The 22,724-nt window shown below is 69.2% G+C and carries 26 protein-coding genes; 17 read left to right on the top strand and 9 right to left on the bottom strand.

Annotated features, from left to right (window positions below; genetic code table 11):
- Positions 1 to 54: 54 nt before the first annotated feature.
- The gene (locus BZG35_RS00905) at positions 55 to 858 is read left to right on the top strand and encodes a SapC family protein (protein ID WP_077353922.1); all 804 of its coding nucleotides are present in this window, start codon (positions 55 to 57) and stop codon (positions 856 to 858) included.
- A gap of 110 nt (positions 859 to 968) precedes the next feature.
- Here the strand turns inward: BZG35_RS00905 and BZG35_RS00900 are convergent, their stop codons facing one another.
- Positions 969 to 1,376 (bottom strand): acyl dehydratase, encoded by a 408-nt coding sequence (locus tag BZG35_RS00900; RefSeq protein WP_077353921.1) that lies wholly within the window; start codon positions 1,374 to 1,376, stop codon positions 969 to 971.
- A gap of 4 nt (positions 1,377 to 1,380) precedes the next feature.
- The gene (locus BZG35_RS00895; protein WP_077353920.1) at positions 1,381 to 2,403 is read right to left on the bottom strand and encodes an NADP-dependent oxidoreductase; all 1,023 of its coding nucleotides are present in this window, start codon (positions 2,401 to 2,403) and stop codon (positions 1,381 to 1,383) included.
- Positions 2,404 to 2,718: 315 nt separating this feature from the next.
- Between BZG35_RS00895 and BZG35_RS00890 the strand changes: the two genes are divergently transcribed.
- A complete protein-coding gene (locus tag BZG35_RS00890) occupies positions 2,719 to 3,081 on the top strand; it encodes a hypothetical protein (RefSeq protein ID WP_077353919.1) in 363 nt (120 codons plus the stop codon).
- Positions 3,082 to 3,156: 75 nt separating this feature from the next.
- On the opposite strand, the gene BZG35_RS00885 is transcribed toward BZG35_RS00890, so the two are convergent.
- A complete protein-coding gene (locus BZG35_RS00885) occupies positions 3,157 to 3,951 on the bottom strand; it encodes a response regulator (RefSeq protein ID WP_077353918.1) in 795 nt (264 codons plus the stop codon).
- Positions 3,952 to 4,176: 225 nt separating this feature from the next.
- Here BZG35_RS00885 and BZG35_RS00880 point away from each other — a divergent pair, with 225 nt between their 5' ends.
- From BZG35_RS00880 to BZG35_RS17485, 7 genes are all read left to right on the top strand, one after another.
- Positions 4,177 to 4,389: a NepR family anti-sigma factor gene (locus tag BZG35_RS00880; protein ID WP_077353917.1), complete on the top strand. Its 213-nt coding sequence runs from the start codon at positions 4,177 to 4,179 to the stop codon at positions 4,387 to 4,389.
- Positions 4,390 to 4,391: 2 nt separating this feature from the next.
- Positions 4,392 to 5,003 (top strand): sigma-70 family RNA polymerase sigma factor, encoded by a 612-nt coding sequence (locus BZG35_RS00875; protein ID WP_077353916.1) that lies wholly within the window; start codon positions 4,392 to 4,394, stop codon positions 5,001 to 5,003.
- A gap of 4 nt (positions 5,004 to 5,007) precedes the next feature.
- A complete protein-coding gene (locus BZG35_RS00870; protein WP_371454824.1) occupies positions 5,008 to 6,852 on the top strand; it encodes a sensor histidine kinase in 1,845 nt (614 codons plus the stop codon).
- A gap of 53 nt (positions 6,853 to 6,905) precedes the next feature.
- Positions 6,906 to 7,043 carry an entericidin A/B family lipoprotein gene (locus BZG35_RS00865; protein WP_077353915.1) on the top strand — a complete coding sequence of 46 codons (138 nt, stop codon included), beginning with the start codon at positions 6,906 to 6,908 and terminating at the stop codon, positions 7,041 to 7,043.
- Between the two features lie 138 nt (positions 7,044 to 7,181).
- Positions 7,182 to 8,846, top strand: a complete 1,665-nt coding sequence (locus tag BZG35_RS00860) for an MFS transporter (RefSeq protein ID WP_077353914.1) — start codon at positions 7,182 to 7,184, stop codon at positions 8,844 to 8,846.
- 178 nt (positions 8,847 to 9,024) lie between these two features.
- Positions 9,025 to 10,479 (top strand): NAD-dependent succinate-semialdehyde dehydrogenase, encoded by a 1,455-nt coding sequence (locus BZG35_RS00855; RefSeq protein WP_077353913.1) that lies wholly within the window; start codon positions 9,025 to 9,027, stop codon positions 10,477 to 10,479.
- 11 nt (positions 10,480 to 10,490) lie between these two features.
- Complete coding sequence (locus BZG35_RS17485; RefSeq protein WP_150125878.1) at positions 10,491 to 10,694, top strand: hypothetical protein; 204 nt, start codon at positions 10,491 to 10,493, stop codon at positions 10,692 to 10,694.
- On the opposite strand, the gene BZG35_RS00850 is transcribed toward BZG35_RS17485, so the two are convergent.
- On the bottom strand, positions 10,684 to 11,091 hold the full coding sequence (locus BZG35_RS00850) for a hypothetical protein (protein ID WP_077353912.1): 408 nt from the start codon (positions 11,089 to 11,091) through the stop codon (positions 10,684 to 10,686). The two genes, BZG35_RS17485 and BZG35_RS00850, sit on opposite strands and share 11 nt — an antisense overlap.
- Before the next feature lie 31 nt (positions 11,092 to 11,122).
- Positions 11,123 to 11,599, bottom strand: a complete 477-nt coding sequence (locus BZG35_RS00845) for an Lrp/AsnC family transcriptional regulator (RefSeq protein WP_077353911.1) — start codon at positions 11,597 to 11,599, stop codon at positions 11,123 to 11,125.
- A gap of 117 nt (positions 11,600 to 11,716) precedes the next feature.
- Between BZG35_RS00845 and ald the strand changes: the two genes are divergently transcribed.
- From ald to arfB, 3 genes are read left to right on the top strand one after another with little or no spacing between them, the layout of a single operon-like run.
- The gene (gene ald / locus BZG35_RS00840; RefSeq protein ID WP_077353910.1) at positions 11,717 to 12,835 is read left to right on the top strand and encodes an alanine dehydrogenase; all 1,119 of its coding nucleotides are present in this window, start codon (positions 11,717 to 11,719) and stop codon (positions 12,833 to 12,835) included.
- A gap of 42 nt (positions 12,836 to 12,877) precedes the next feature.
- Positions 12,878 to 13,351 carry a YaiI/YqxD family protein gene (locus BZG35_RS00835; RefSeq protein ID WP_077353909.1) on the top strand — a complete coding sequence of 158 codons (474 nt, stop codon included), beginning with the start codon at positions 12,878 to 12,880 and terminating at the stop codon, positions 13,349 to 13,351.
- Positions 13,348 to 13,749 (top strand): alternative ribosome rescue aminoacyl-tRNA hydrolase ArfB, encoded by a 402-nt coding sequence (gene arfB, locus BZG35_RS00830; protein ID WP_077353908.1) that lies wholly within the window; start codon positions 13,348 to 13,350, stop codon positions 13,747 to 13,749. Before BZG35_RS00835 ends, arfB begins: the two co-directional genes overlap by 4 nt.
- Here the strand turns inward: arfB and BZG35_RS00825 are convergent.
- Complete coding sequence (locus BZG35_RS00825; protein ID WP_077353907.1) at positions 13,715 to 14,869, bottom strand: DNA cytosine methyltransferase; 1,155 nt, start codon at positions 14,867 to 14,869, stop codon at positions 13,715 to 13,717. The two genes, arfB and BZG35_RS00825, sit on opposite strands and share 35 nt — an antisense overlap.
- Positions 14,870 to 14,978: 109 nt before the next feature.
- Between BZG35_RS00825 and BZG35_RS00820 the strand changes: the two genes are divergently transcribed.
- Positions 14,979 to 15,434, top strand: a complete 456-nt coding sequence (locus BZG35_RS00820) for a COG3650 family protein (protein WP_077353906.1) — start codon at positions 14,979 to 14,981, stop codon at positions 15,432 to 15,434.
- 3 nt (positions 15,435 to 15,437) lie between these two features.
- Here the strand turns inward: BZG35_RS00820 and BZG35_RS00815 are convergent, their stop codons facing one another.
- Complete coding sequence (locus BZG35_RS00815) at positions 15,438 to 15,872, bottom strand: hypothetical protein (RefSeq protein WP_077353905.1); 435 nt, start codon at positions 15,870 to 15,872, stop codon at positions 15,438 to 15,440.
- A gap of 65 nt (positions 15,873 to 15,937) precedes the next feature.
- Here BZG35_RS00815 and BZG35_RS00810 point away from each other — a divergent pair, with 65 nt between their 5' ends.
- The 3 genes from BZG35_RS00810 (at position 15,938) to BZG35_RS00800 (ending at position 18,641) form a co-directional block, all read left to right on the top strand.
- Positions 15,938 to 17,041, top strand: a complete 1,104-nt coding sequence (locus BZG35_RS00810) for an acyltransferase (protein WP_077353904.1) — start codon at positions 15,938 to 15,940, stop codon at positions 17,039 to 17,041.
- Between the two features lie 71 nt (positions 17,042 to 17,112).
- On the top strand, positions 17,113 to 17,652 hold the full coding sequence (locus BZG35_RS00805) for a CHAP domain-containing protein (protein WP_077353902.1): 540 nt from the start codon (positions 17,113 to 17,115) through the stop codon (positions 17,650 to 17,652).
- Positions 17,653 to 17,681: 29 nt separating this feature from the next.
- Positions 17,682 to 18,641, top strand: a complete 960-nt coding sequence (locus tag BZG35_RS00800; protein ID WP_077353900.1) for a magnesium transporter CorA family protein — start codon at positions 17,682 to 17,684, stop codon at positions 18,639 to 18,641.
- A 99-nt stretch (positions 18,642 to 18,740) separates the two neighbouring features.
- On the opposite strand, the gene BZG35_RS00795 is transcribed toward BZG35_RS00800, so the two are convergent.
- Entirely contained in the window at positions 18,741 to 19,541 is an 801-nt protein-coding gene (locus BZG35_RS00795) for a lipid A-modifier LpxR family protein (RefSeq protein WP_253189229.1), read from the bottom strand.
- Positions 19,542 to 19,777: 236 nt separating this feature from the next.
- Entirely contained in the window at positions 19,778 to 21,670 is a 1,893-nt protein-coding gene (locus BZG35_RS00790) for a ribonucleoside-diphosphate reductase subunit alpha (protein WP_077357695.1), read from the bottom strand.
- Positions 21,671 to 21,929: 259 nt separating this feature from the next.
- Here BZG35_RS00790 and BZG35_RS00785 point away from each other — a divergent pair, with 259 nt between their 5' ends.
- Positions 21,930 to 22,682, top strand: coding sequence for a phosphatase PAP2 family protein (locus BZG35_RS00785; RefSeq protein ID WP_077353897.1), 753 nt, complete (start codon positions 21,930 to 21,932; stop codon positions 22,680 to 22,682).
- Positions 22,683 to 22,724 lie beyond the last annotated feature (42 nt).

Raw genomic sequence — 22,724 nt, 5'->3', positions numbered from 1 at the left:
GATCCCGCCCGGTCGGCTAGAAGCGCGCTTCCTGCAATTCCAGAGCCCGCGTCCATGACCGATACCATCGCAGCCAATGGCGGCAACCAGGCCCAGCTGGACGGAAACGTCCTGTTCTACTCGCAGCCCGAGCCGCTCTCGAGCGAGCTGCACGGCAAACTGGGCGTCAACCCGGTCGAGAAGCCCTATGCCTTCGTCGGCGCCTCGCACGTCGTGCCCCTGACGGTCACCGAGTTCGCGCCGGCGGCCCTGTCCTATCCGATCGTCTTCCTGGGCGAGGCCAAGCAGCCGGTCGCGGTCATGGGTCTGCGCCAGACCGAGAACCTCTACGTCAGCCTCGCCGGCGACTTCCGCCCCGAGGCCTATATCCCGGCCTATGTGCGCCGCTATCCGTTCGTCTTCGCCAACGATCCGGGCGCCGGTCGGATGATCCTGTGCATCGACCGCGCCGCGCCCTTCCTGGTCGAAGGCGGCCAGGCCCCGCTGTTCGCCGACGGCAAGCCGACCGACTACGTCAACCAGGCGATGGAGTTCTGCAACAATTTCGAGCAGGAGCGCCAACGCACGGAAAGCTTCGTCGCCCTGCTGACCGAACTGGACCTGTTCGACGTGCGCGAGGCCGTGTTCACCCCGCGCGACGAGAACGGCAACCCCGGCGCGCCGCAGAAGCTGGCCGACTATTTCGCGGTGTCGGAAGACAAGCTGAAGGCCCTGCCGGCCGAGAAGCTGGCCGAGCTGCGCGACAACGGTGCCCTGGGCCAGATCTACGCCCATCTGGTGTCCCTGCTGGGCTGGGACCGTCTGATCGCCCTGGCCTTCCAGCGCGCGGCCGAGATGCCGACGGCGGCGAACGCTTAAGCCGCAAGCGCGGCTTAAGCGTTTTTCTTGGGGCTATCGCCCTTCGGGCTACTTGAGCCCCGGTTGTTTTTGATTGGCCCCGTCGGTTCGCCGGCGGGGCCTTCTCTTGTCTACCTCCGAACGAACAGCCCGCGCGTCAGGCAGGAGAAGACCAGGCGGCCGGCTTCGTCGAGCAGGTCGTGCTGGGCGATGACGATGCCCTTCTCGTCGCCGACGGGGTCCTTGCCCATCACCGTCATGCGGCCGCGCAGCAGCTCGCCGGCGGGGGGATTGCGCATGAAGCGCAGGCCGTCGACGGCCAGCAGCTTGGACTGGGCCCAGGTGGCCGCCTTGTCGGCATGCAGGCGGCTCCACAGCGCATAGACCAGGGCCTCGGGAGCCCCGTAGGCGGCGTCCCAGCCGGGCGCGAAATGGGTCACGAACAGTTCGATCGCCGCCTCGTCGGCCGCGCAGGCCCCCAGCTGCAGGACCTGGCCGATCTCGAGATCCTCGAAATGGATATGCAGCGGATCGCTCATCCGATCAGCCCGCCGGCTCTTCGGAGACCCGGACCAGTAGCTTGCCGTCGTGGTCGCCGGTGAAGAGGCGGTTCAGCGAGGTCACGGCCCCCTCCAGCCCGTCGTCGACATGGACCTTCCACTTGACCTGTCCGGAGGCCAGCCAGGGGCCCAGTTCGGCGGCCATCTCCCGGGCGCGCGGGGCATAGTCCAGCACGAGGAAGCCCTGGACCGTCATGCGGTGGGTGATCAGGCGGCTGAGATCGGGGGCGGGCGGGCGCTGGGTCGCGTTATAGGCCGAGACCATGCCGCAGACCGCCATCCGGGCCCCGATGTTCAGCCGGTTCCAGACGGCGATCATGATGTCGCCGCCGACGTTCTCGAAATTCAGATCGATGCCGTTGGGGCAGAGGCGGTCCAGCGCGGTGCCGACGTCCTCGTTCTTGTAGTCCACGGCCCCGTCGAACCCGAGGTCCTCGACCAGCCAGCGGCATTTGTCGGGTCCGCCGGCGATGCCGATGACCCGCGCGCCCTTCTGTTTGGCGATCTGACCGGCGATGGAGCCGACGGCCCCGGCGGCGGCCGAGACGACCAGGGTCTGGCCGGGTTGCGGGCGCAGCACGTCGGTGACGCCGAAATAGGCGGTCATGCCCGTCATCCCCATGACCGACATATGGGCGGTCAGCGGCAGGCCGGGCACGCGATGGACGCGCGAGACGCCGCCGGCCGGCACCACGCCGTAGTCGCCCCACCCGCCCAGGGCGGTCGAGACCAGATCCCCGACTGCGAACCGGTCCGACCGCGACTGTTCCACGACGCCGAGCGTCAGACCGCGCATCACGTCGCCCAGGCCCACGGGCGGCAGATAGCCGACGGCGTCGTTCATCCAGGTGCGGTTGGTCGGATCCAGCGACAGATAAAGGGTCCGGATCAGCAGCTCATCGGGCTGCAGGTCGGGCACGGGGGTGGAGACCAGCTCCAGGTCGCCGTCCTGGACCAGGCCGTGCGGCCGCTGACGCAGCACCCATTGTCGATTCTGCTGGGCCATCGCCGTCTCCCGGTGGGTTTCTTTTGAAGATCACCATGGCCCAACCGATCGCGCAGGCAAAGAAAAAGGCGACCCGGTCGGGTCGCCTTGAGTGGGCAATCATCGAGAATGAGGCGCGGAGGCGGCAAGGACCAGCGGGGGGGCGGGTCCAGGTCGGGGGGGCGTCGCCGCCTCCGCACGAGGATAAGCGTGCCGGTGCCATTGGGTTCCGCACACCGGCGATATTTTTGTGGGGCGGTTCGCACGCCCCGGTCCGGAACGGCGACGCTTCGCTGGCGTTGTCAGCCTGACCCTCATGAGCCAACCGGAGCCCGCATGTCCCACGACGATCCTCATTCCAAGGCCGCCGACGCCGTCCACGAAGGCCGGCCGGTCGAGGCCCAGTACGCCAAGGGCGGCAAAGGCGGTCGTCGCATCTCGGCCGGCATGGGCATCGCCATCGTCCTGACGGCGATCGGCTTCATCGTCGTGTTCCTGATGTTCAGCGGGGCCTTCAATCGGCCCGGCGACGACGACGCCGACAATCAGACGTCTCAGGCCCAGGCCTTCTCGGACGACGACCGGGTCCCGGCGGCGGACGCCCCGACCACCTCGACCGGAGAGCCGACCAGCCCGCCGACCGGCGAAGCGCCCAACGTCAACGCCCCGACCGTCCAGGCCGCGCCCTCGTCCAACTGATCGGATGGCGGACAAGAAAAGGCCCCGCCGGTTCGCACCGGCGGGGCCTTTTTCCGTTTCGCGACGTCGCGTGGATCAGGCCGCGGCCTTGTCCTGTCGCGACGGGTGGAAGAACAGGGCCTGGCTGATCGCCGCCTTCACCGTCTCCGGCTGGAACGGCTTGGTGATCAGGAAGGTCGGCTCGGGCCGTTCGCCGGTCAGCAGGCGCTCGGGGAAGGCCGTGATGAAGATCACCGGCACGTCGAACCGCTTCAGGATGTCCTTGACCGCATCGATGCCCGACGAGCCGTCGGCCAGCTGGATGTCGGCCAGGACCAGGCCGGGCCGGTGACGGGCGACCGCGTCCACGGCCTCGTCATGCGTCGTCGCCGTGGCGGTGACGTTGTGACCCAGTTCGCGGACCAGACTTTCGATGTCGGCCGAGATGATGGCCTCGTCCTCGATGATCAGGACGTCGGTGGCCAGTTCGGCGTCGATCTCGGCCTGGGCATCGGCGATCAGACGCTCGACGCCATGGGCGTCGGCGGACAGGATCTGGGCCGCCTCGGAGGGGGTGAACCCTTCCAGAGCCGTCAGCAGGAAGGCCTGCCGCGACTTCGGCGCGATCCGCATCAGCCGGCTGGAGGCGTCGCTGCTCTCCAGACCGCTGGTGTCCTCCAGCTGCGCGCCGGTCGACGACCAGATGGCGTGGAACACGTGATAGAGGGCGACGCGCGGCGTCATGTCCGGCGACAGCTGACGCTCGCCGGCGGCCAGGGCCTCCAGGGCGACGCGCACGTAGTTGTCGCCGGTCGCCTGATCGCCGGTGAGGGCCCGCGCATAGCGGCGGACGTAGGGCAGATGCGGCGCGAGTCTGGCCAGAAGGCTCATTTAGATAATCCCCGAGAAATCGTTGCGGCCGGCATTCTACGACATCGGCGCAGAGGCGGAAACGTATCCGTGCTGCAACGGTTCCCGTGACACGCGCCAGCTTGACCATTAAATGCCCTGGAGACCGGAACCGGCCTTCAACGGCGACGTTGAGCGGGTTCGGCAGAACAATAAACCGGTACAGCCGGTGACGAGATTGGGATTCACTTTGGCGACCGGCAACAGATGATCGACTCCCCCGATTCAGGGCGCAAGCCTGGCACCGCGACCCCGGCCGCGAGCGAGCCCCCGCTGGAAGAGGCCCGCCTTCGCCAGCAGGCCATCGGCGTCAAGCTGCGGCATATGTTCGACGAGGTCGTCAACGAACCGGTGCCCGACGAGTTCCTGGAGATCCTGCGCCGGGCCGATGAGCGGACCGCCGGTGGAGGCAAGACGTGAGCGTGGGAACACCGCGCTCGACCGCGCCCAAGCCTCCGTCCGCCGATGACGAGGGTTTCAAGCGCGAGCTCGTGCAGTTGATCCCGCATCTGCGCGCCTTCGCCCGCACCCTGACCGGCGATCCGACCGCCGCCGACGACCTGGCCCAGGACGCCATGATGAAGGCCTGGGACGCCCGGGCCAGCTATCAAATGGGCACCAATATGAAGGCCTGGACCTTCATGATCCTGCGCAACCAGTTCTATTCCGAGAAGCGTCGCTCCTGGCGCTCGACCCAGCTGGACCAGGAGGCCGCCGAGCGGACCCTGGTGGCCGTCGATGATCCGGAGGCTCCGGTCGCGCTGGACGAACTGCGCCAGGCCCTGAACACCCTGCCGGAAGAGCAGCGCGAGGCCCTGATCCTGGTCGGGGCCGGGGGCTTCGCCTATGAAGAGGCCGCCGAGATCTGCCAGTGCGCCGTGGGCACGGTCAAAAGCCGCGTCAGCCGGGCGCGCAAGGCGCTGCAGGCCACGCTGGAGCGCGGCGGCTATGGCCGCGACGGTCGCGCCGCCGGTGACGCCATGCGTTCAATCCTGGCCGACGCCGATCGTTTGAGCGGCGCCAGGCAGGGCTGAGCGGGTGGCCGACGGATCGTCGACGGGCCAGACCCGCCTGACCGCGCGGGTTCCCCGACCGATGCGCAAATTCCTGTCCCGCTCGCCGCGCTTCCAGGGCATCCGCTTCCGGATGGGCCTCGCCATGGCCGTGGCCCTGCTGCCGATCCTGGTCCTGGGCGCGGTCCAGGCCCAGGTCGAGTTCCAGCAGCAGGCCGACCAGCGCCGCGCCGACCTGCAGCAGGCGGCCGGGCGGGCGGCGATCGCCGCGCGGGCGCGGCTGGACACGGCGACGGTGCTGCTGGAGGCCCTGGCCCCGGACGGTGACACCGAAAACTGCGCCGAGCGTCTGGCCGCCCTGGTCGACCGGGTCGACGGCTTCCAGGCCCTCTATCGCGTCGGACCGTCCGGACGGACGGTCTGCAGGGGGGGCGCCGATGACCAGGCCCCCGCCACGGTCGAGGCCAGCCAGTTTCGCAGCGAGCCGTGGTTCCAGCGGCTGGCCCAGGGCGAGGCCGTCACCGTGGGGCGGGCGTCGCGCGACGTCAGCGTCACCCCGGCTCTGATGGTCGGGGTGCGGTGGGAGCGGGCCGACGGCGCCTTCGCGGGCGTGATGGCCGCCGCCCTGCCCCTGGCCGATCTGCAGCCGGACACCGACGATCCCGCTCTGCCGGACGGGGCGGAAGCCGCCCTGACCGACGATGCAGGCCGTCTCCTGGTCGCCACCGATGCCCGCGCCTTCGATCTTCAGCGCGACGACAGCCTGGCGGCGCGGGTGCAGCAGGCGCACCGCGTCGGGGCGGCGACTTTCGCCGCTTGGGACGCCACCGGCCAGCACCGGGACTATGCGGGCGCCGAACTGGCGGGGCGCGACGTCTACGTGGTGGTCTCGGCCCCGTCGCCGGGCCTGCTGTCGTGGGCGACGCTGAACCCGATCGGCGTGCTGATCCTGCCGCTGGCGGCCTGGCTGATCGCCTTTTCGGCGGTGATGCTGGTGTCCGAGCGGATCGTCATCCGCTGGCTGGACTATCTGGAGCGGATCGCCGCCCTCTACGCCCGGGGACGCTATTCGGTGCGGCCGGTCCAGGCTGAAAACGCCCCGTCCGAGATCCGCAATCTGGCGTCGACGCTGGACGGTCTTGCCGAGGCGATCTCGGCCCGCGACGGGTCGCTGAACGAAAGCCTGGCCGAGAAGGACGCGCTGATGCGCGAGATCCATCACCGGGTGAAGAACAACCTGCAGATCATCTCGTCCCTGTTGTCGATGCAGCAGCGCTCGCTGAAGGATGAGCCGGCTAAGGCCGCGCTGGGCGATACGCGCCAGCGGATCTCGGCCCTCGCCCTGATCTATCGCACCCTGTACCAGAGCGAGGACATCCGCCACGCCGATGCGCGCGACTTCGTCAACGAACTGGTCGGTCAGCTGGTCGCCGCCGAGTCGGGGCGCGGCCCGGTCGTCACCAGTTCCATCGACGCCGACAGTCTGGTGGTCGATCCCGACAAACTGGCGCCCCTGGCCCTGTGGCTGGTCGAGGCCGTGTCCAATGCCCAGAAACACGCTTTTGCGGGGCGGGGCGGGGCGTTGCAGGTTCGGTTCCGGGTCCATGGGGACCACAGCGTGATGGAGGTCCAGGACGACGGCCCGGGCCCGCAGGCCGGAGCGACAGGCACGGGCGTAGGCCAGACCCTGATGGGGGCCTTCGCCAAGCAGCTGCGCGGCGAGACCCAGTTCCTGCCGGCCCCCGGCGGCGGCACGATCGCGCGGATGGTCTTCGCCACGCCGGAGGCGGCGGTGCCGATCGATCCCCGGGATCTGGAACGCAGCGATGCGGTGGTCCGCCCGGGAACCCTGACCCGCGCGCGGCGTTGATCGGACGAAGCGGCACCCTGTGGTGCCCGATCGCAGATTTCAGGAGTTTCCCCATGCGCAAGATTTTCGTTCTGGTCGCCGCCGCCGCCGCCCTGACCACCGCCGCCTGCAACACCGTCGCCGGTGCCGGCCGTGACACCCAGGCCGCCGGTTCGGCCGTGACGGGTGCCGCCGAGTCCGCCAAGAACTAGGCCTTCTCGATCGATCCTGCAGAGCCCCGTCGGTCCGCCGGCGGGGCTTTCGCTTGTCCGCTTGGCCGTCGCCGCGCGTGCCGCTAGACCTTGGGGGGAACGGCGTCCGCCAGACGACGCCTCGGGGAACGGGACACGATGAGCGAGCGCGCGACGACGGCGGAAAAGGGCGGGCCGGGCCTGAAGACGGTGGTGGGGGCATCGGCCGCCGGCACGGCCTTCGAATGGTACGACTTCTTCATCTTCGGCTCGCTGACCACGATCATCGCCCGGCATTTCTATTCCGACGTCGGCGAGGCGACTTCCTACATCCTGGCGCTTCTGACCTTCGGCGTCGGTTTCGTGGTGCGGCCGCTGGGGGCCCTGGTGTTCGGCTGGTTCGGCGACAAGACCGGACGCAAGACGACCTTCCTGGTCACCATCTCGCTGATGGGCGTGGCCACCGTCGCCATCGGCCTGTTGCCGGACTACGATCAGATCGGCATCGTCGCGCCCATCCTGCTGCTGACCCTGCGGGTGCTGCAGGGGTTCGCCCTGGGGGGCGAATACGGCGGCGCGGCCATCTATGTCGCCGAGCACGCGCCGGCCAAGTCGCGGGGTTTCCTGACCGGCTGGATCCAGACCACCGCCGCCATCGGCCTGATCATGGCGCTCAGCGTCATCCTGATCACCCGCGCGATCCTGGGCGTCGAGGCCTTCAACGCCTGGGGCTGGCGGGTCCCGTTCCTGCTGTCGTCCATCTTGCTCATCATCAGCCTGTGGATCCGGCTGAAGCTGCACGAAAGCCCGGCGTTCACGCGGATGGTCGCGGAAAGCACCGAACGCCAGGCCCCCTTCCGGGAGAGCTTCGGCACCTGGACGGTCGGCCGGTTCGTCCTGATCGCCCTGGTCGGCATCATGTTCGCCCAGGGGGCCGTCTGGTACGCGGGCTATTTCTACACCCGATTCTTCATGGAGCGGGTGCTGAAGGTCGAGGTCGGCACGGTCGACGGGCTGATCCTGGCCATCACCGTGGCCTCGGCCTTCCTCTATGTCTTCTTCGGCTGGCTGTCGGACCGCATCGGCCGCAAGCCGGTGATGGTCGGGGGCATGGTGCTGTTCCTGCTGGCCGTCTTCCCCGGCTTCCAGGCCCTGACCCAGGCGGCCAACCCGGCCCTGGCGCGGGCCCAGGCCGCCTCGCCCGTCACTGTGATCGCCGATCCGGCCACCTGCGCGGTCCAGTTCGACCCGGTCGGCAAGACCGCCTTCGCCTCGTCCTGCGACCTGGCCAAGTCGGTTCTGTCCAACGCCGGGGTCAGCTATGACAACCGGGCCGCGCCGACCGGCACCCAGGCCAGCGTCAGGATCGGCCGCGTCGAGATCGCCTCGGTCGAAGGCGCGGGCCTGGACGCCGCCGCCCTGAAGGCCGCCCGGACCGACGTCGAGACCCGCATCAAGGCGGCCCTGACCCAGGCCGGCTATCCGGCCACGGCCGATCCGGCCGCGATCAATCTTCTGGCCGTGTTCGGCGTGCTGATGGTCTTCATGGTGGCGGCCACCGCCGTCTATGGCCCCCAGGCCGCGGCCCTGGTCGAGCTGTTCCCGACCCGGGTGCGCTATACGGCCATGAGCCTGCCCTACAACGTCGGCACGGGCTGGGTCGGGGGTCTGCTGCCCGCCGCCAGCTTCGCCCTGGTGGCCTGGTCGGGGAATATCTATTTCGGCCTGTGGTATTCGGTGGCCTTCACCGCCATCGCCGCCGTGGTCGCCCTGCTGTTCCTGCCGGAAACCCGGGGCCGGGATCTGAACACGATCGGCGACTGAGGCGTTGGGTCTAGCGGCGGCTTCTCCCGCCCCCTGCGGGGGAGGGTGGTCGCAGCGCAGCGAAGACCGGGTGGGGGCGGCAGGGCAAGGCCCCATATGTGTCGCCCCGCCGCCCCCACCCCGTCGCTTCGCGACGACCCTCCCCCGCAGGGGGAGGGAGAAGACAAGAGGTCACGCCATGAACACCGCCGCCCGCGACGCCGGTCTGAAGCTCCTGCGCGAGCACGCCTTCATCGCCTGGGAGGCCATCCCCGCCGGGGCGGACGGGATCGCCGTCGACGATCCCGCCACCGGCGAGATCCTCGGCCATGTCCCCAACCTGGGCGTCGTCGAGACCGAGCGCGCCATCCAGGCCGCACACGACGCCTTCCCCGCCTGGTCGCGTTCCGATCCGCACAAGCGGGCCGCCTTTTTGCGCGAATGGGCCCGTCTGATCGACGAGCACACCGAAGGTCTGGGGGCCCTGATGGCGCTCGAGAACGGCAAGCCGTTCGAGGAAGCCAAGGGCGAGGTCGCCTATGCCAACGGCTTCATCAAATGGTTCGCCGGCGAGGCCGAGCGCATCCTCGGAGAGACCCAGGACAGCCCGCTGGGCCACGTGGTCCTGACCTTCCGCGAAGCGGTCGGGCCCTGCGCCTTGATCACGCCGTGGAATTTCCCGGCCGCCATGCTGACGCGCAAACTGGGCCCCGCCTTCGCCGCCGGCTGCACTGCCGTGGTCAAGCCCGCCAGCCAGACCCCTTTCACCGCCATCGCCCTGGCCGAGCTCGCTTACCAGGCCGGCCTGCCCAAGGGCGCGCTTAGCGTCGTGACCGGCGAGGCGAGCGTCATCGGCGGGGTGCTGACCGCCTCGCCCCTGATCCGCAAACTGTCCTTCACCGGCTCTACCCCGATCGGGCGCAAGCTGGCCGAACAGTGCGCCCCGACGCTGAAGCGGGTGTCGATGGAGCTGGGCGGCGCCGCGCCCCTGATCGTGTTCGAGGACGCCGACCTGGACCTGGCCGTGGCCGAGACGATCAAGGGCAAGTTCAGGAACGCCGGCCAGACCTGCGTCTGCCCCAACCGGGTCTATGTCCAGGCCGCGGTGGCCGAGGCCTATGCGACGAAGCTGGCCGAGGCCGTGGCGAAGATCCCGGTCGGCCCGGCCTTCGAGGACGGCGTCAAGGTCGGGCCCCTGATCGAGGACAAGGCCATCGAGAAGGTCGAGAAACACCTGGCCCAGGTGAAGGCGGACGGCGGACGGGTCCTGACCGGCGGCGCGCGTCACGCGCTGGGCGGCCGCTTCTTCCAGCCGACCGTGACCCTGGGCGGCGACGACGAGCTGTTCCGCCACGAGGAGACCTTCGGACCCCTGATCCCGGTCTTCCCGTTCGACACGGAGGACGAGGTCCTGGCCAAGGCGAACGACAGCGAGTTCGGTCTGGCCTCCTACCTGTTCACCCGCGACCTCGACCGGGCCATGCGGATCGGCCGCCATATCGAGGCGGGCATGATCGGCATCAATACCGGTCTGATCTCCACCGCCGTCGCCCCCTTCGGCGGGGTCAAGCAGTCGGGCTACGGCCGCGAGGGCTCGGTCCACGGCATCGAGGAATATGTCGACATCAAACAGGTCACCCTTGCGTTGAAATAGGGGGCGCTGACGTGACCCGTCGTCGGCTGAAGCCCCTGGTCTGGCCCGTGACCCTGCTGGTCGCGAGCGGGCTGACGGCGCTGCTGGCCGAGGCGACCGCGTGGTCGGATGGGACGGTGGGGATGTACGGGATGGCGAAGATGGTCAGCGACCTGGTGCTGGGGATCGGGTCCGTATGGTTGGTCGCGGGGTTGGTGCGGGTCGTCAGACCTTGACGAGCGCTGCCTTGAAGGCCGCCACATCCTCGTCGAGCCAGAACTTGCCTTCCCACCAGAAGCTGGCGAGCGCTTCGTGGTTCAGACGGACCCACTCTAGGACAAGGGGCGCCATTCTGTTCATGTCCCGGTCGTCCATGCTGTTGGCGAGAACGCGCGGCTGGGACGCGACAGCGACGGAGAAGCTCGGCTGGGCCGGACCGGTCCTGAGGTAATATTTCACGCGAGGGCCGTGCGAACCCATCACGGTCGAGATGAAGACGACGCCGGGGATGCCCGTCTGCTTCTCGCCGAGATTGGCCATCTCGAAAATGTCCTCATCCTCGAGCGCGCTGATTTCTTCTTCGCGCGTGGGCTCGCGGTCGATCCAGACGGCAATGGACTCGTGAACGCTCATGGTTCGATGATCCGGCCAGTCCATCGTGGAGTCAAACCGGCAGCGCCCCCCGCTTGACCACCGTCCGCATCGCCACGCTGGACGACACCCGGGTCACCCCCGGAATGGTGGTCAGGGCCTTGGCATGGACCCGTTCCAGGTCGTCGACGTCCTTGACCACCAGCCGCAGCAGATAGTCGGACCCGCCGGTCATCAGATAGCATTCGACCACCTCGGGCACGGTGGCGATGGCGGTCTCGAAGGCGGTCAGGGCGCTCTCGGCCTGGGACGACAGGGTCACAGTCACGAACACGCTGATCGGCAGGCCCACGGCCCGTTCGTTGATGATGGCGGCGTAGCGGCTGATCACCCCCGCCGTCTCCAGCGCCCGCAGACGGCGCAGAGAGGCGCTCTCCGACAGGGCCACCGCGCGGGCCAGGTCGGTGTTGCTCATCCGCCCGTCCGCCTGCAACGCGCGGAGCATCTTTCTGTCGGTGGCGTCCAGGGTGACGGCGGAAACGGTCTTCATGGCAGCCCCATGCGCAAGTTTCTGCGAGTTTACATCGTTCAGTCATGCAAAAGAACAGGAACCTGCGGGCCGCCCGGCGCTATTTTCGCGTCAAACCCATCAGAGGCAGGAAACCCCATGCGCGTCGGCGTCCCCAAGGAAATCAAGAAGAACGAACACCGCGTCGGCCTGACGCCCACGGCCGTCCGCGAATACGTCGCCCACGGCCATGCGGTGTCGGTCCAGACGGGCGCGGGCCTTGGGGCCGGCTTCACCGACGAGGACTATACCCGGGCAGGCGCCGAGCTCGCCGCCGACGCCGCGAGCATCTTCGCCTCGGCCGACATGATCGTGAAGGTCAAGGAGCCCCAGCAGGCCGAGTGGGAGATGCTGCGCGAGGACCAGATCCTCTACACCTATCTGCACCTCGCCCCCGATCCGGAACAGACTAAGGGGCTGCTGGCGTCGAAATGCGCGGCCGTGGCCTATGAGACCGTGACCGACGCGCGCGGCGGCCTGCCGCTGCTGGCCCCGATGTCCGAGGTCGCCGGCCGGATCGCCGTCTTCTCGGCCGCCGAGACCCTGCTGAAGCACAACGGCGGCATGGGTCTGCTGTTCTGCGGCGTGCCGGGCGTCGCGCCCGCGCGGGTGCTGGTGCTGGGCGGCGGGGTCGTCGGGCTGAACGCGGCGCGCATGGCCATGGGCCTAGGGGCCGAGGTCGTGGTGCTGGAGCGCTCGATCCCGCGCATGGCCTATATCGACGAGGTCACCAACGGTCGCGTCATCACCCGTTATTCCTCGATCGGCGCGATCGAGGAGGAGATGGTCAAGGCCGACGTCATCGTCGGCGCGGTCCTGGTGCCCGGGGCCGAGGCGCCGAAGCTGATCAAGCGCGCGCACCTGGCGCGGATGAAGCCCGGCTCGGTGCTGGTCGACGTCGCCATCGACCAGGGCGGCTGTTTCGAGACCAGCCACGCCACCACCCACGAGGACCCGACCTATACGGTCGACGGCGTCGTCCACTACTGCGTCGCCAACATGCCGGGTGCCGCCCCGCGCACCTCGTCCGAGGCCCTGAACAACGCCACCCTGCCGTTCGGCCTGGCCCTGGCGGACCACGGGCTGGAGGCCCTGAAGAAGGATCCGCACCTGGCGCGCGGCCTGAACGTGCTGAAGGGCGAGATCACCTATCCCGCCGTGGCCGAGGCCATGGGTCTGGACTGGACCGATCCGTACGGGGTCTGGGCCAAGGCGTAGGCGCGGCTTCTCTCGTCGAACCGGGCGGGCTATCCTTGCGGCATGGCCCCCCGCATCTTCATCGACGCCGACGCCTGCCCGGTGAAGGACGAGGTCTATCGCGTGGCCGAACGCTATGGCCTGCACGTCTTCGTGGTGTCCAACAGCTGGATCAACACCCCGCGCCAGAGCTGGATCGAACAGGTGGTGGTCGATGCGGGGCCGGACCTCGCCGACGACTGGATCGCCGAGCGGGCGCAGGGCGGCGACATCGTCGTGACCTCGGACATTCCCCTGGCGGACCGCTGCCTGACGGCCGGGGCCCAGGCGCTGAAGTCCAACGGCCAGCCCTTCACCCCGGATTCGATCGGCTCGGCCCTGGCCGGGCGGATGGTGGGCGAGCATCTGCGGTCGATGGGCGTGGCCACCTCCGGTCCGCCGCCGTTCGGGCCCAGGGATCGCTCGGCCTTCCTCCAGGCGCTGGATCAGGCCGTGGTGCGGGCGAAACGGGTCGCGCCCCCCCGCCCGGCGCCATGACCGTCATCCCGGAAGACGAGCTGGAGTTCCGCTTCTATCGGGCCGGGGGTCCGGGCGGCCAGAACGTCAACAAGGTCTCGACCGCTGTGCAGATGCGGTTCGACGTGGTCAACTCCCCGTCGCTCCGCGATCCGGTTAAGCAACGGTTGATGAAGCTGGCGGGCAGCCGGCTGACGCTGGACGGCGTGATATTGATCACCGCCGTCCGCCATCGGACCCAGGAGCGCAACCGCGCCGACGCCATCGCCCGGCTGCAGGAGATGGTGGACCAGGCCTCGATCGCGCCCACCTACCGCGTCCCGACCCGCCCGACCCGCGCCTCCAAGGAGCGCCGGCTGGACGGCAAGGCCAAACGCTCGGGGATCAAGTCGGGACGCGGCCGGCCGGAGATGGACTAACGGCGCGACCCGCCAACGCCGGGCGCAGCAGGCCGTCGCAAAGGGCCCGCACCACCGGCACCGCCACCGCGTCGCCCATCAGCTTCAGCGCCGCCGTCTGGCCGGCGGGCAGGACATAGGTGTCCGGCACCCCCATCAGCCGCGCCGCCTCCCGCCCGGTCAGCCGCCGCGCCCGGACCTCGCCACGGTCGCAGACGATCACATACTGGCGCGAGGATCCGCCCGACGGGGTGCGCAGACAGCCGGCCAGACCGTCCAGCCGCAGCTCCAGCCGCTGGACCTTCGCCCCCGCCTCGACCCTCACGCGCCGGAATGCCGCCGCCACGCGGCGTTCGCCCGAGGCACGGGCCGCCTCCAGCCGATCGCGGTGCAGCGGGGCGGTCAGGGCCAGCAGGGCGCGGGTCTCGGTCTCGCTGAACCAGTCGACGGCGGCGTCAAGTTCCAGCAGGGCTGCGAGGTCCAGGTTCCGACGAGGCGGGAACGGCAGGGACCACCAGGCCCAGGCCTCGCGCGCCGCCTCGGGCAGCCGCGCCTGGGCCGCCACCAGACGGGGGGTGTGGAAGGGGCCGGCGGGACCCGCGCTCATGGGCCCGTCCAGGCCGCGCAGGGCGACGATGAACAGGCGGGGGCGGGACTGCGGCAGCCAGTGGACGGCGTCCATCTCCAGCGCCCCGACGCGGTATCCGGCGCCCGCCAGAGCCTCGCAGACGGCTCCGAAATCGCGGCCCTGACCCGAGGTCAGCAGGCCCACGACGTTCTCGATGACGATGACGGGCGGGGACCGGCCGTCGGCATCCAGCGCCTCGATCAGCCGCCAGAATCCCCAGAAGGCCCCCGAGCGGCGCGCCGCCAGCCCCTCCCGCGCCCCGGCCAGGCTGACGTCCTGACAGGGGGAGGAGGCCCAGGCGAGGTCGGCGCGGCCCGGGAGGTCGGTCGCCGACAGGTCCCAGACGTCGCCGACCGCGATCTCGCCCCCATGGTTGGCGCGCCAGCTGGCGGCCTTGGCCGGGTCGATGTCATTGGCGAACAGGGTGCGGAAACCCGCCAGCCCCAGCCCGGCCAGACCGCCACCGGCGAAGAATTCATAGGCCCCCGGGGCTGCTTGCGTGCGAATCGCCATGATCGGACGATAGGCGCCCCGGCCCCGCTCCGCGACCGTCGCGCTTGACCGGTGGGACGCAGGGTCTATCCGAGGCTGTCCCACGACCTGATCCCTCGGAGCCCACCCGATGCGCCTGACCCTCTCCGCCATGGCCCTGATCACGATGGTCGCGCTGGGGGCCTGCTCCGGCGGGTCGGACGATGAGGGGGCGCCCGCCGCGGCCCGCGCTGCGGCCGCCCCGGTGGTGATCGGGGGCACCGACCTGCTCCAGCCGCTTCGGGTGCTGGGGACGGAGCCCTTCTGGGCCGTCGACATCGCCGATGCGCGCGTGATCCTGACCCGGCCCGGCGTGGCCGATGTCGCGGCCGCCGCGTCCTCGCCCGTCGTGACCGGGACGACGGCCGTCTACAGCGGCACGACCGACGGCGGCCAGACCCTGGTCCTGACGCTGATCGCGACCGAGTGTTCCGACGGGATGAGCGACCGGGTCTACCCGCTGACCGCCCGGGTCGAGCTGGGCGAGGAGACGCTCAACGGCTGCGGCAACACCCAGCAGGCCCTGTCCCAGGCCCCCGCGCCCTAGGGCTCAGCCGTCGCCGAGCAGGGGGCCGACTCCCGGGACGCTGCGAACGGCCTCGCCCAGCAGGTCCTGGCCGGTCAGGGCGCGGACCCGTTCGCGGGCGGCGGGCAGCAGGCGTTTGAGATCGGCTTTCGACACCCCGGCCTCGTCCAGCTGGTCCAGCAGGCCCATGGCCTCGGCCACGGCCTTGCCGGACAGCCCGCCGGCGCCGGCCAGCAGTCCCCCGAACAGGCCGCGCTTCGGCCGGGCGGCGGACTCGGAGCGGGCGGCTGCCGCGGTCCCCGGTATGGCGTCATAGAGGGCGACCAGAGGCTCCCGCGCGGCATGGCGGTCCAGCAGGCCCAGGGCCCCGGTCAGGGCGATGCGGCCCTGAGCCTGGGACAGGCCGGCGTCGCCGGCGCTGAGCACGGTCAGATCGTCGAAGCTCAGGTCCTGAAGCATGGGGTCGCGGGCTATCATCGGCCCCTTAACGCTTCCCGAACCGATCCGGGTGCATAGGGGGTTCGATGATCTCCGGACCCGCCCCCGCAGACCTGCGCCCCCTGACCGCCCTGCGGTTCTTCGCGGCCGCCTGGGTGGCGGTGTACGCCTTCTGGCCCAATCTGGACGTGGGCTTCGTCCCGACCCTGGTGACCAAGGGCTATCTGGGCGTCGAGGTCTTCTTCGTCCTGTCCGGCTTCATCCTCAGCCATGTCTATCTGGAGGCGGTAGGACACAAGCGTTTCCGTTACGCCGGCTTCCTGTGGGCACGGCTGGCTCGGGTCTATCCGCTGCATCTGGCGACCCTGATCGGGGTGGGCGTCCTCGGCGTCGCCGCCGTGGCCCTGGGCATGGCCATCGACGGCAATATCCTCAGCTGGCCGTCCCTGCCCGCCAACCTGCTGCTGCTGCACGCCTGGGGCCTGGCCCCGCAGGCGGGCTGGAACCATTCGTCCTGGTCGATCTCGGCCGAGTGGTTCGCCTATCTGGCCTTTCCGGTCTTCGCGGTCGTGGCCTGGCGGCTGAAAGACAGGCCTAGGCTCGCCGTGGCCGGGGCCGCCGTCTTCATGATCGCCCTGTACGCCGCCTTCGAGGCCGTGGCCGGCTTTTCCCTGACCGAGGCGACGATCCTCTGGGGGGCGCTGCGCATCGTCCCCTGTTTCGCCCTCGGTTGCGCCCTGTATCTGCTGCACCGCCGGGTGGCCCTGCCGGGCGCGGCCTGGATCGCGACGCTCTGCGTCTGCGGCATGGCGGCTGCGGGCTCGGCGGGCGCGCCGGACGGTGTCGTGGTCCTGCTGGGGGGCGGCCTGATCCTGGCCCTGGCCGCCCTGCCCAACACCGGCTGGCTGGCCTCCCGCCCGGCCGTCTATCTGGGGGAGATCAGCTATGCGGTCTATATGGTGCTGGTGCCGTGGCAACTTCTGGCGGTCAACCTGGCCGCGCGGCTGACCGGGGCCGAGGACAAGAAGCTTCAACTTTTCGTGTGGTTGGCCGTCGTCCTGGCCCTGCCGCTGGTCGCCGCGGCCGCCTACCACCTGGTCGAACACCCCGCCCGGCGGGCCCTGCGCGGCCTTGCGGACCGTCGCGCCGCGCGCCGGAAGCCCGCAGAACCCCTCAACCAACTCGCCTGACAAGGGTGGTTCACCGCTCCTAAACTATCGTCTAGGAAGAGTGGGCGCGTAACAGTCGGAAACAATCCAGCATGATGAAACGACTCACTGCCGCCGCGGTTGCGGCGACCCTCGGTCTTTTCGCCCTGGCACCGGCCGTCGTGGCCACGCCGGCACGGGCCGAGGATCCCTACTGGCAGTGCGTGACGTTCGCGCGGATGTTCTCCGGCATCAATATCTTCGGCGACGCCTGGACCTGGTGGAACCAGGCCGTCGAGAAGTTCCGCACCGGCCGCGCGCCCGAGACCGGCTCGGTCCTGGTGTTCCGGCCCGAGGGGCGGATGAGCCGGGGCCATGTGGCGGTCGTCTCCGACATCCTCACCGACCGGGTGATCCGCGTGACCCATGCCAACTGGGGCGGCAGCCGCGGCAAGGTCGAGGAGAACGTGACCGTGGTCGACGTCTCCGGGGCCAATGACTGGAGCCAGGTCAAGGTCTGGTACAATCCGATCCGCGATCTGGGCACGACCGTCTATCCGACCTATGGCTTCATCTATAATGGGGCCCGCGACGCCTATGGGGCCGGGCGTCAGCTGGCCGCCAATGCGACCTCGGCCGGCGGCCAGCCCTGATCCCTTAGCCTGTCCTCGAGGCGACGCCGATGATCCGCCTCTATCGCTCCGGCTGCACGGCCTGCGAACCGGTCGTGGCCGCGCCCGCCGACTGGGTCATGCCGCCCGACACCCTGTGGATCGACCTGATCGATCCGACCCTCGACGAGGACCGGGCCGTCGAGCGGGCCCTGGGCCTGTCCATCCCCACGCGCGAGGAGATGAGCGAACTGGAGGCCTCCAGCCGCCTGTATCGCGAAGGCGGGGCCACCTATCTGACCGCCGACATCCTGCACAACGGCGACTCGGAGATGCCGACCATCGACCCGGTCACCTTCGTGCTGACGCCGGGCCCCCTGGTCACGATCCGCTATTTCGATCCCCGGCCCTTCACCCTGTTCGTCGACAAGCTGGAACGGGAGCCGGCGCTGTGCGCGTCCGGCGTGGACATGTTCCTGAACCTGATGGAGGCCATCATCGACCGCGCCTCCGACGTGCTGGGCAAGACGTCCCACAAGGTCGAGGCGGTCGGCAACCACATCTTCAGCGAGGGCAAGCGGGTCGGGTTCGAGCATCTGGTGACCAAGCTGGGCCGGGCCCACATCGCGAATGCGCGGATCGAGCAGAGCCTGTCGGGCCTGGCGCGGGTCTTCGCCTTCGTCGGCGTGGACGACCGGATGGAGCATGGCGAGCCGAGAGAGCACCTGAGGTCGCTCGCCCGCGACGCCACCAGCCTGCTGGGCCACAACCAGGCGGTGGCGCAGGGGATCAATTTCCAGCTCTCGGCGGCCCTGGGCTTCATCAACATCGAGCAGTCATCGATCTTCAAGGTGTTCTCGATCTTCAGCGCCGTGCTGATGCCCCCGACTTTGATCGGGGCCATCTACGGCATGAATTTCGATCTGATGCCCGAGCTGCGCTGGGCCGCCGGCTATCCGATGGCCCTGGTCGCCATGGCCGTCTCCGCCGCCCTTCCGCTGCTGTGGTTCCGGCGGAAGGGCTGGATCTGAAGGGGAGGCAGTAGGCAGTAGGCAGTAGGCAGTAGGCAGTAGGGAAGCATCGCGCTTTTCTGCCAGCCGAGCCGGCTAAACTACTGCCTACTGCCTCCCTCACCACTGCGGCGAGATCGAGAATTGGAAGGCGACCAGCCCCTCGGTCACGTCCTTGTCGATGCCGTGGCCGGACATGCCCTCGGCCTCGATCTCGCGGTAGACCAGGCCGAACGAGCCCTGCAGGTCGCCGCGGCGCAGGGCGACCCCGACCGAGGCGTCGCCCAGGAAGGTGCCGCTGTCGCGGCTGACGCCCGAGCGGGCATAGTCGCCGTCGCGGTTCCGCGCGAAATTATAGCCGACCGCCGTGCCCGAGCCGGCGGCGTAGATGTACCAGCGCGCCCGTTCCCCGAACGCGTCCTGGCCATCGCGCACCAGACGGTCCAGCCCCTTGCCGATCTTCAGGGTCGCGCCCGCCTCGGCCAGGCCGCCGCGGTCGCCGACGCCGATGCCCGCGTGCGGGGTCAGGGTGACCTCGAGGCCGGACGCCGTATAGCCCCGCGCCACGGGCCAGCCGCGCGCGAAACTGACGTCGTAGCCGTCGGCCTCGAAGGCGGAAGGGTTCAACAGGGACGGCGGCAGGGGCCCCCCGTCGGCCCGACGCAGTTCGCCGCGCGCGCGCACCCGAAGACGGTCGGCGTGGCCGGCGCCCTCGATCCAGACGTCGCGGGTGGTGGAGGCGGCGAAGGGGTTGGTCCGCGTCGATGCGGCCAGAGGTTCGGCAAGCGCGACTGCCGGTCCGAACACGGCGTCCGCGGCGGCGATCTCGAACGCGGAGGCCGTCCCGAAGGCCGAGGACGTGTTGAGCCGGGTCGTGATGCCGGCGGTTGCGGGGGTCTGCGTCGTCCAGGTCTGGCCCACCGACGTCTGCGCACAGGCGGGAGCCGTCATGGCCACCCACGTCAAGACGCCGAACGCAGAGCGCAACAGATCAGGCAACGGTCCCCTCACAGTCCGTTCACAGCCCGCAGACTGCACCGGAATCCGGGACTGGCCGACCGTGATTTTGTGACAAGGCCCTGACGGCCTCGAAACGTGGGGTTGAGCGGGAGGTTCCACGGCCCGTGCGATCGCATCGCGCGGGCCGGGCCCTCAGGTCACTGGCAGGCCAGGCACTCGTCGTAGTCGGTGCGGGCGGCGCTGAAGAGGTCGGGCTGGTTCGGGTCCGGCTCGACCTCGGCCTTGTCCTCGGCCCCGGCGAAGGCGGCGCGCTGCACCGACTTGGAGCGCAGGTAGTAGAGCGACTTCACCCCCGTCTCCCAGGCCCGCCAGTGCAGCATGTGAAGGTCCCACTTGTTGACGTCGCCGGGGATGAACAGGTTGATCGACTGGGCCTGGCAGATCTCGGGCGAGCGGTCGGCCGACAGTTCGACGACCCAGCGCTGGTCCAGTTCGAAGGCGGTCTTGAAGATCCCCTTCTCGTCGTCGTTCAGCATGGTCAGGTGCTGGACCGAGCCTTCGTGCTCGAGGATGGAGGACCAGACGGCGTCGCTGTTGGCACCCTTCGCCTCCAGCACCCGCTCCAGATAGGGGTTCTTGACCGCGAACGAGCCCGACAGGGTCTTGTGGGTGTAGATGTTGGCCGGGATCGGCTCGATGCCGGCCGAGGTGCCGCCGCAGATGATCGAGATCGAGGCGGTGGGGGCGATCGCCAGCTTGTGGCTGAACCGCTCCATCACGCCGCGCTCGGCCGCGTCCTCGCAGGCGCCCTTCTCCTCGGCCAGCTTGACGCTGGCCTTATCGGCCTCGCGGCGCAGGTGTTTGAACAGCCGCATGTTCCACGACTTGGCCATGGCGGATTCGAAGGCCACGCCCTGGGCCTGCAGGAAGGAGTGGAAGCCCATCAGCCCCAGGCCGACCGAGCGCTCGCGCTTGGCCGAATAGACGGCGGCGGCCATTTCAGGCGGGGCGCGGGTGATGAAGTCTTCGAGGACATTGTCCAGGAAGCGCATCACGTCCTCGATGAAACGCGGCTCCTCGCGCCATTCCAGGAACATCTCGGCGTTGACCGACGACAGGCAGCAGACGGCGGTGCGGTCGATGCCCAGGTGGTCGGGGCCGGTGTGGAGCATGATCTCGCTGCACAGGTTCGACTGTTTGACCTTCAGCCCCAGGTCGCGCTGGTGCTGCGGCATCTGACGGTTCACCGTGTCGGAGAAGATCAGATAGGGCTCGCCGGTCTGCAGGCGGATCTCGAGGATCTTCTGCCACAGGCTGCGGGCGTCGACCCGGCGGATCACGGCCTGGTCCTTGGGCGACAGCAGGGCGAAGTCCGAACCGGCCCGCACCGCCTCCATGAATTCGTCGGTGATGTTGATGCCGTGGTGCAGGTTCAGGGACTTGCGGTTGAAGTCGCCCGAAGGCTTGCGGATCTCGAGGAACTCCTCGATCTCGGGGTGGTGCACGTCCAGATAGACGGCGGCCGAGCCACGGCGCAGGCTGCCCTGGCTGATCGCCAGCGTCAGGGAGTCCATCACCCGGATGAAGGGAATGATGCCGCTGGTCTGGCCCGCGCCCTTGACCTTCTCGCCGATCGACCGGACGCCGCCCCAGTAGGTGCCGATGCCGCCGCCGTTGGAGGCCAGGCTGACGTTCTCGTTCCAGACCCGCTGGATGCCGTCCAGGCTGTCCTGCACCGAGTTCAGGAAGCAGGAGATCGGCAGGCCGCGCGCCGCCCCGCCGTTCGACAGCACCGGCGTCGAGGGCATGAACCACAGCTTGGACATGTAGTCATAGACGCGCTGGGCATGGTCGTGGTCGTCCGCATAGGCGGTGGCGACGCGGGCGAACATGTCCTGATAGCTCTCGCCGGCCAGCAGGTAGCGGTCCTCAAGCGTCTTCTTGCCGAAGTCCGTCAGAAGGTCGTCGCGGGTCCGGTCCAGATCGAGGCTTCGCACCACCGTCAGATGGGGACGCTCCGGCGTCGGGACGACCTTGATCGCCTCGAATTCCACAGTCTTCAACGCTTCGCCGCCAGCCATAATCGTCATCGTCCCGAACAAAAACCTTGGATCAGAGCCTGCGTCGCCGCCACATCATCTTGTGGTCTCAACGCTCCCTAAGCCCACATATGGGGCGCAGATGCCTAACGACCCGTCAACGGGCTTGACGGACGAATTCCGTCCGAATCACTCCGCGACCGGGGATGACCCTGTGCAAAAGCACGCGACGACCTCGCGACGGTCCTTCCAGCGCGAGATCAACAAGCCGTGATCGGGAACGCCGCGACAGCTTGGCCGTTAGCGCCCGATGCCATCTTCCGCGCCCGTCCGTTTCTTCCGCCGTGCCCTCCGTATCGCGCGGACCGAGTTCATCGCCCTGTCCGCGCTTCTGGTCATCGGCCTGGGGGTGTCGATCTTCGCCGATCTGGCCGAGGACATGCGCGAGGGCGATGGTCACGCCTTCGATCAGTGGGTCCTGACGTCCCTGCGTCAGGGCGGTGATCCGTCCGACGCCTGGGGGCCCTGGTGGCTGTCGACGGCCGCCAACGACCTGACGGCCCTGGGCGGCATTTCGGTCCTGGGCCTGTTCGCCACCATCGCGGTGATCTTCCTGGTGATCCAGAGGAAGCGGCTGTCGGCCGTGCTGCTGGTGCTGGGCCTGCTGGGCGGGGTCGCCCTCAGCGAAGGCCTGAAGGCGAAGTTCGAACGGGCCCGTCCGCCCGAGGCCTTCCAGGCGGTGGAGACCATCAACGCCAGCTTCCCTTCCGGCCACGCCCTGCTGTCCACCGTCTTCTATCTCAGCCTGGCGGTCATGCTGGCCCGGGCCTTTCCCAGCCGGCGGCTGAAGGCCTATGTCATCGGGGCCGGGGTGCTGATCGCGGTGCTGGTCGGTCTCACGCGGATCTATCTGGGGGCCCACTGGGCCACGGACGTCTTCGCGGGCTGGAGCGTTGGGGCGGCCTGGGCCATGGCCCTGTGGCTGGTCAGTTATGCGGTCGAGCGCCGCCAGATCGTTCACCACGCCACCCTGGTCGACGAGGCCGAACCGGCCCGGGCCTAGGCCCGACGTCGCGATCCGGCCCCGCCGGGCCGCCGCGGACGT

The sequence above is a fragment of the Brevundimonas sp. LM2 genome, from assembly GCF_002002865.1.
In the GTDB taxonomy this organism is placed as follows: Bacteria; Pseudomonadota; Alphaproteobacteria; order Caulobacterales; family Caulobacteraceae; genus Brevundimonas.
This window is presented reverse-complemented; position numbering and strand designations above follow the sequence as displayed.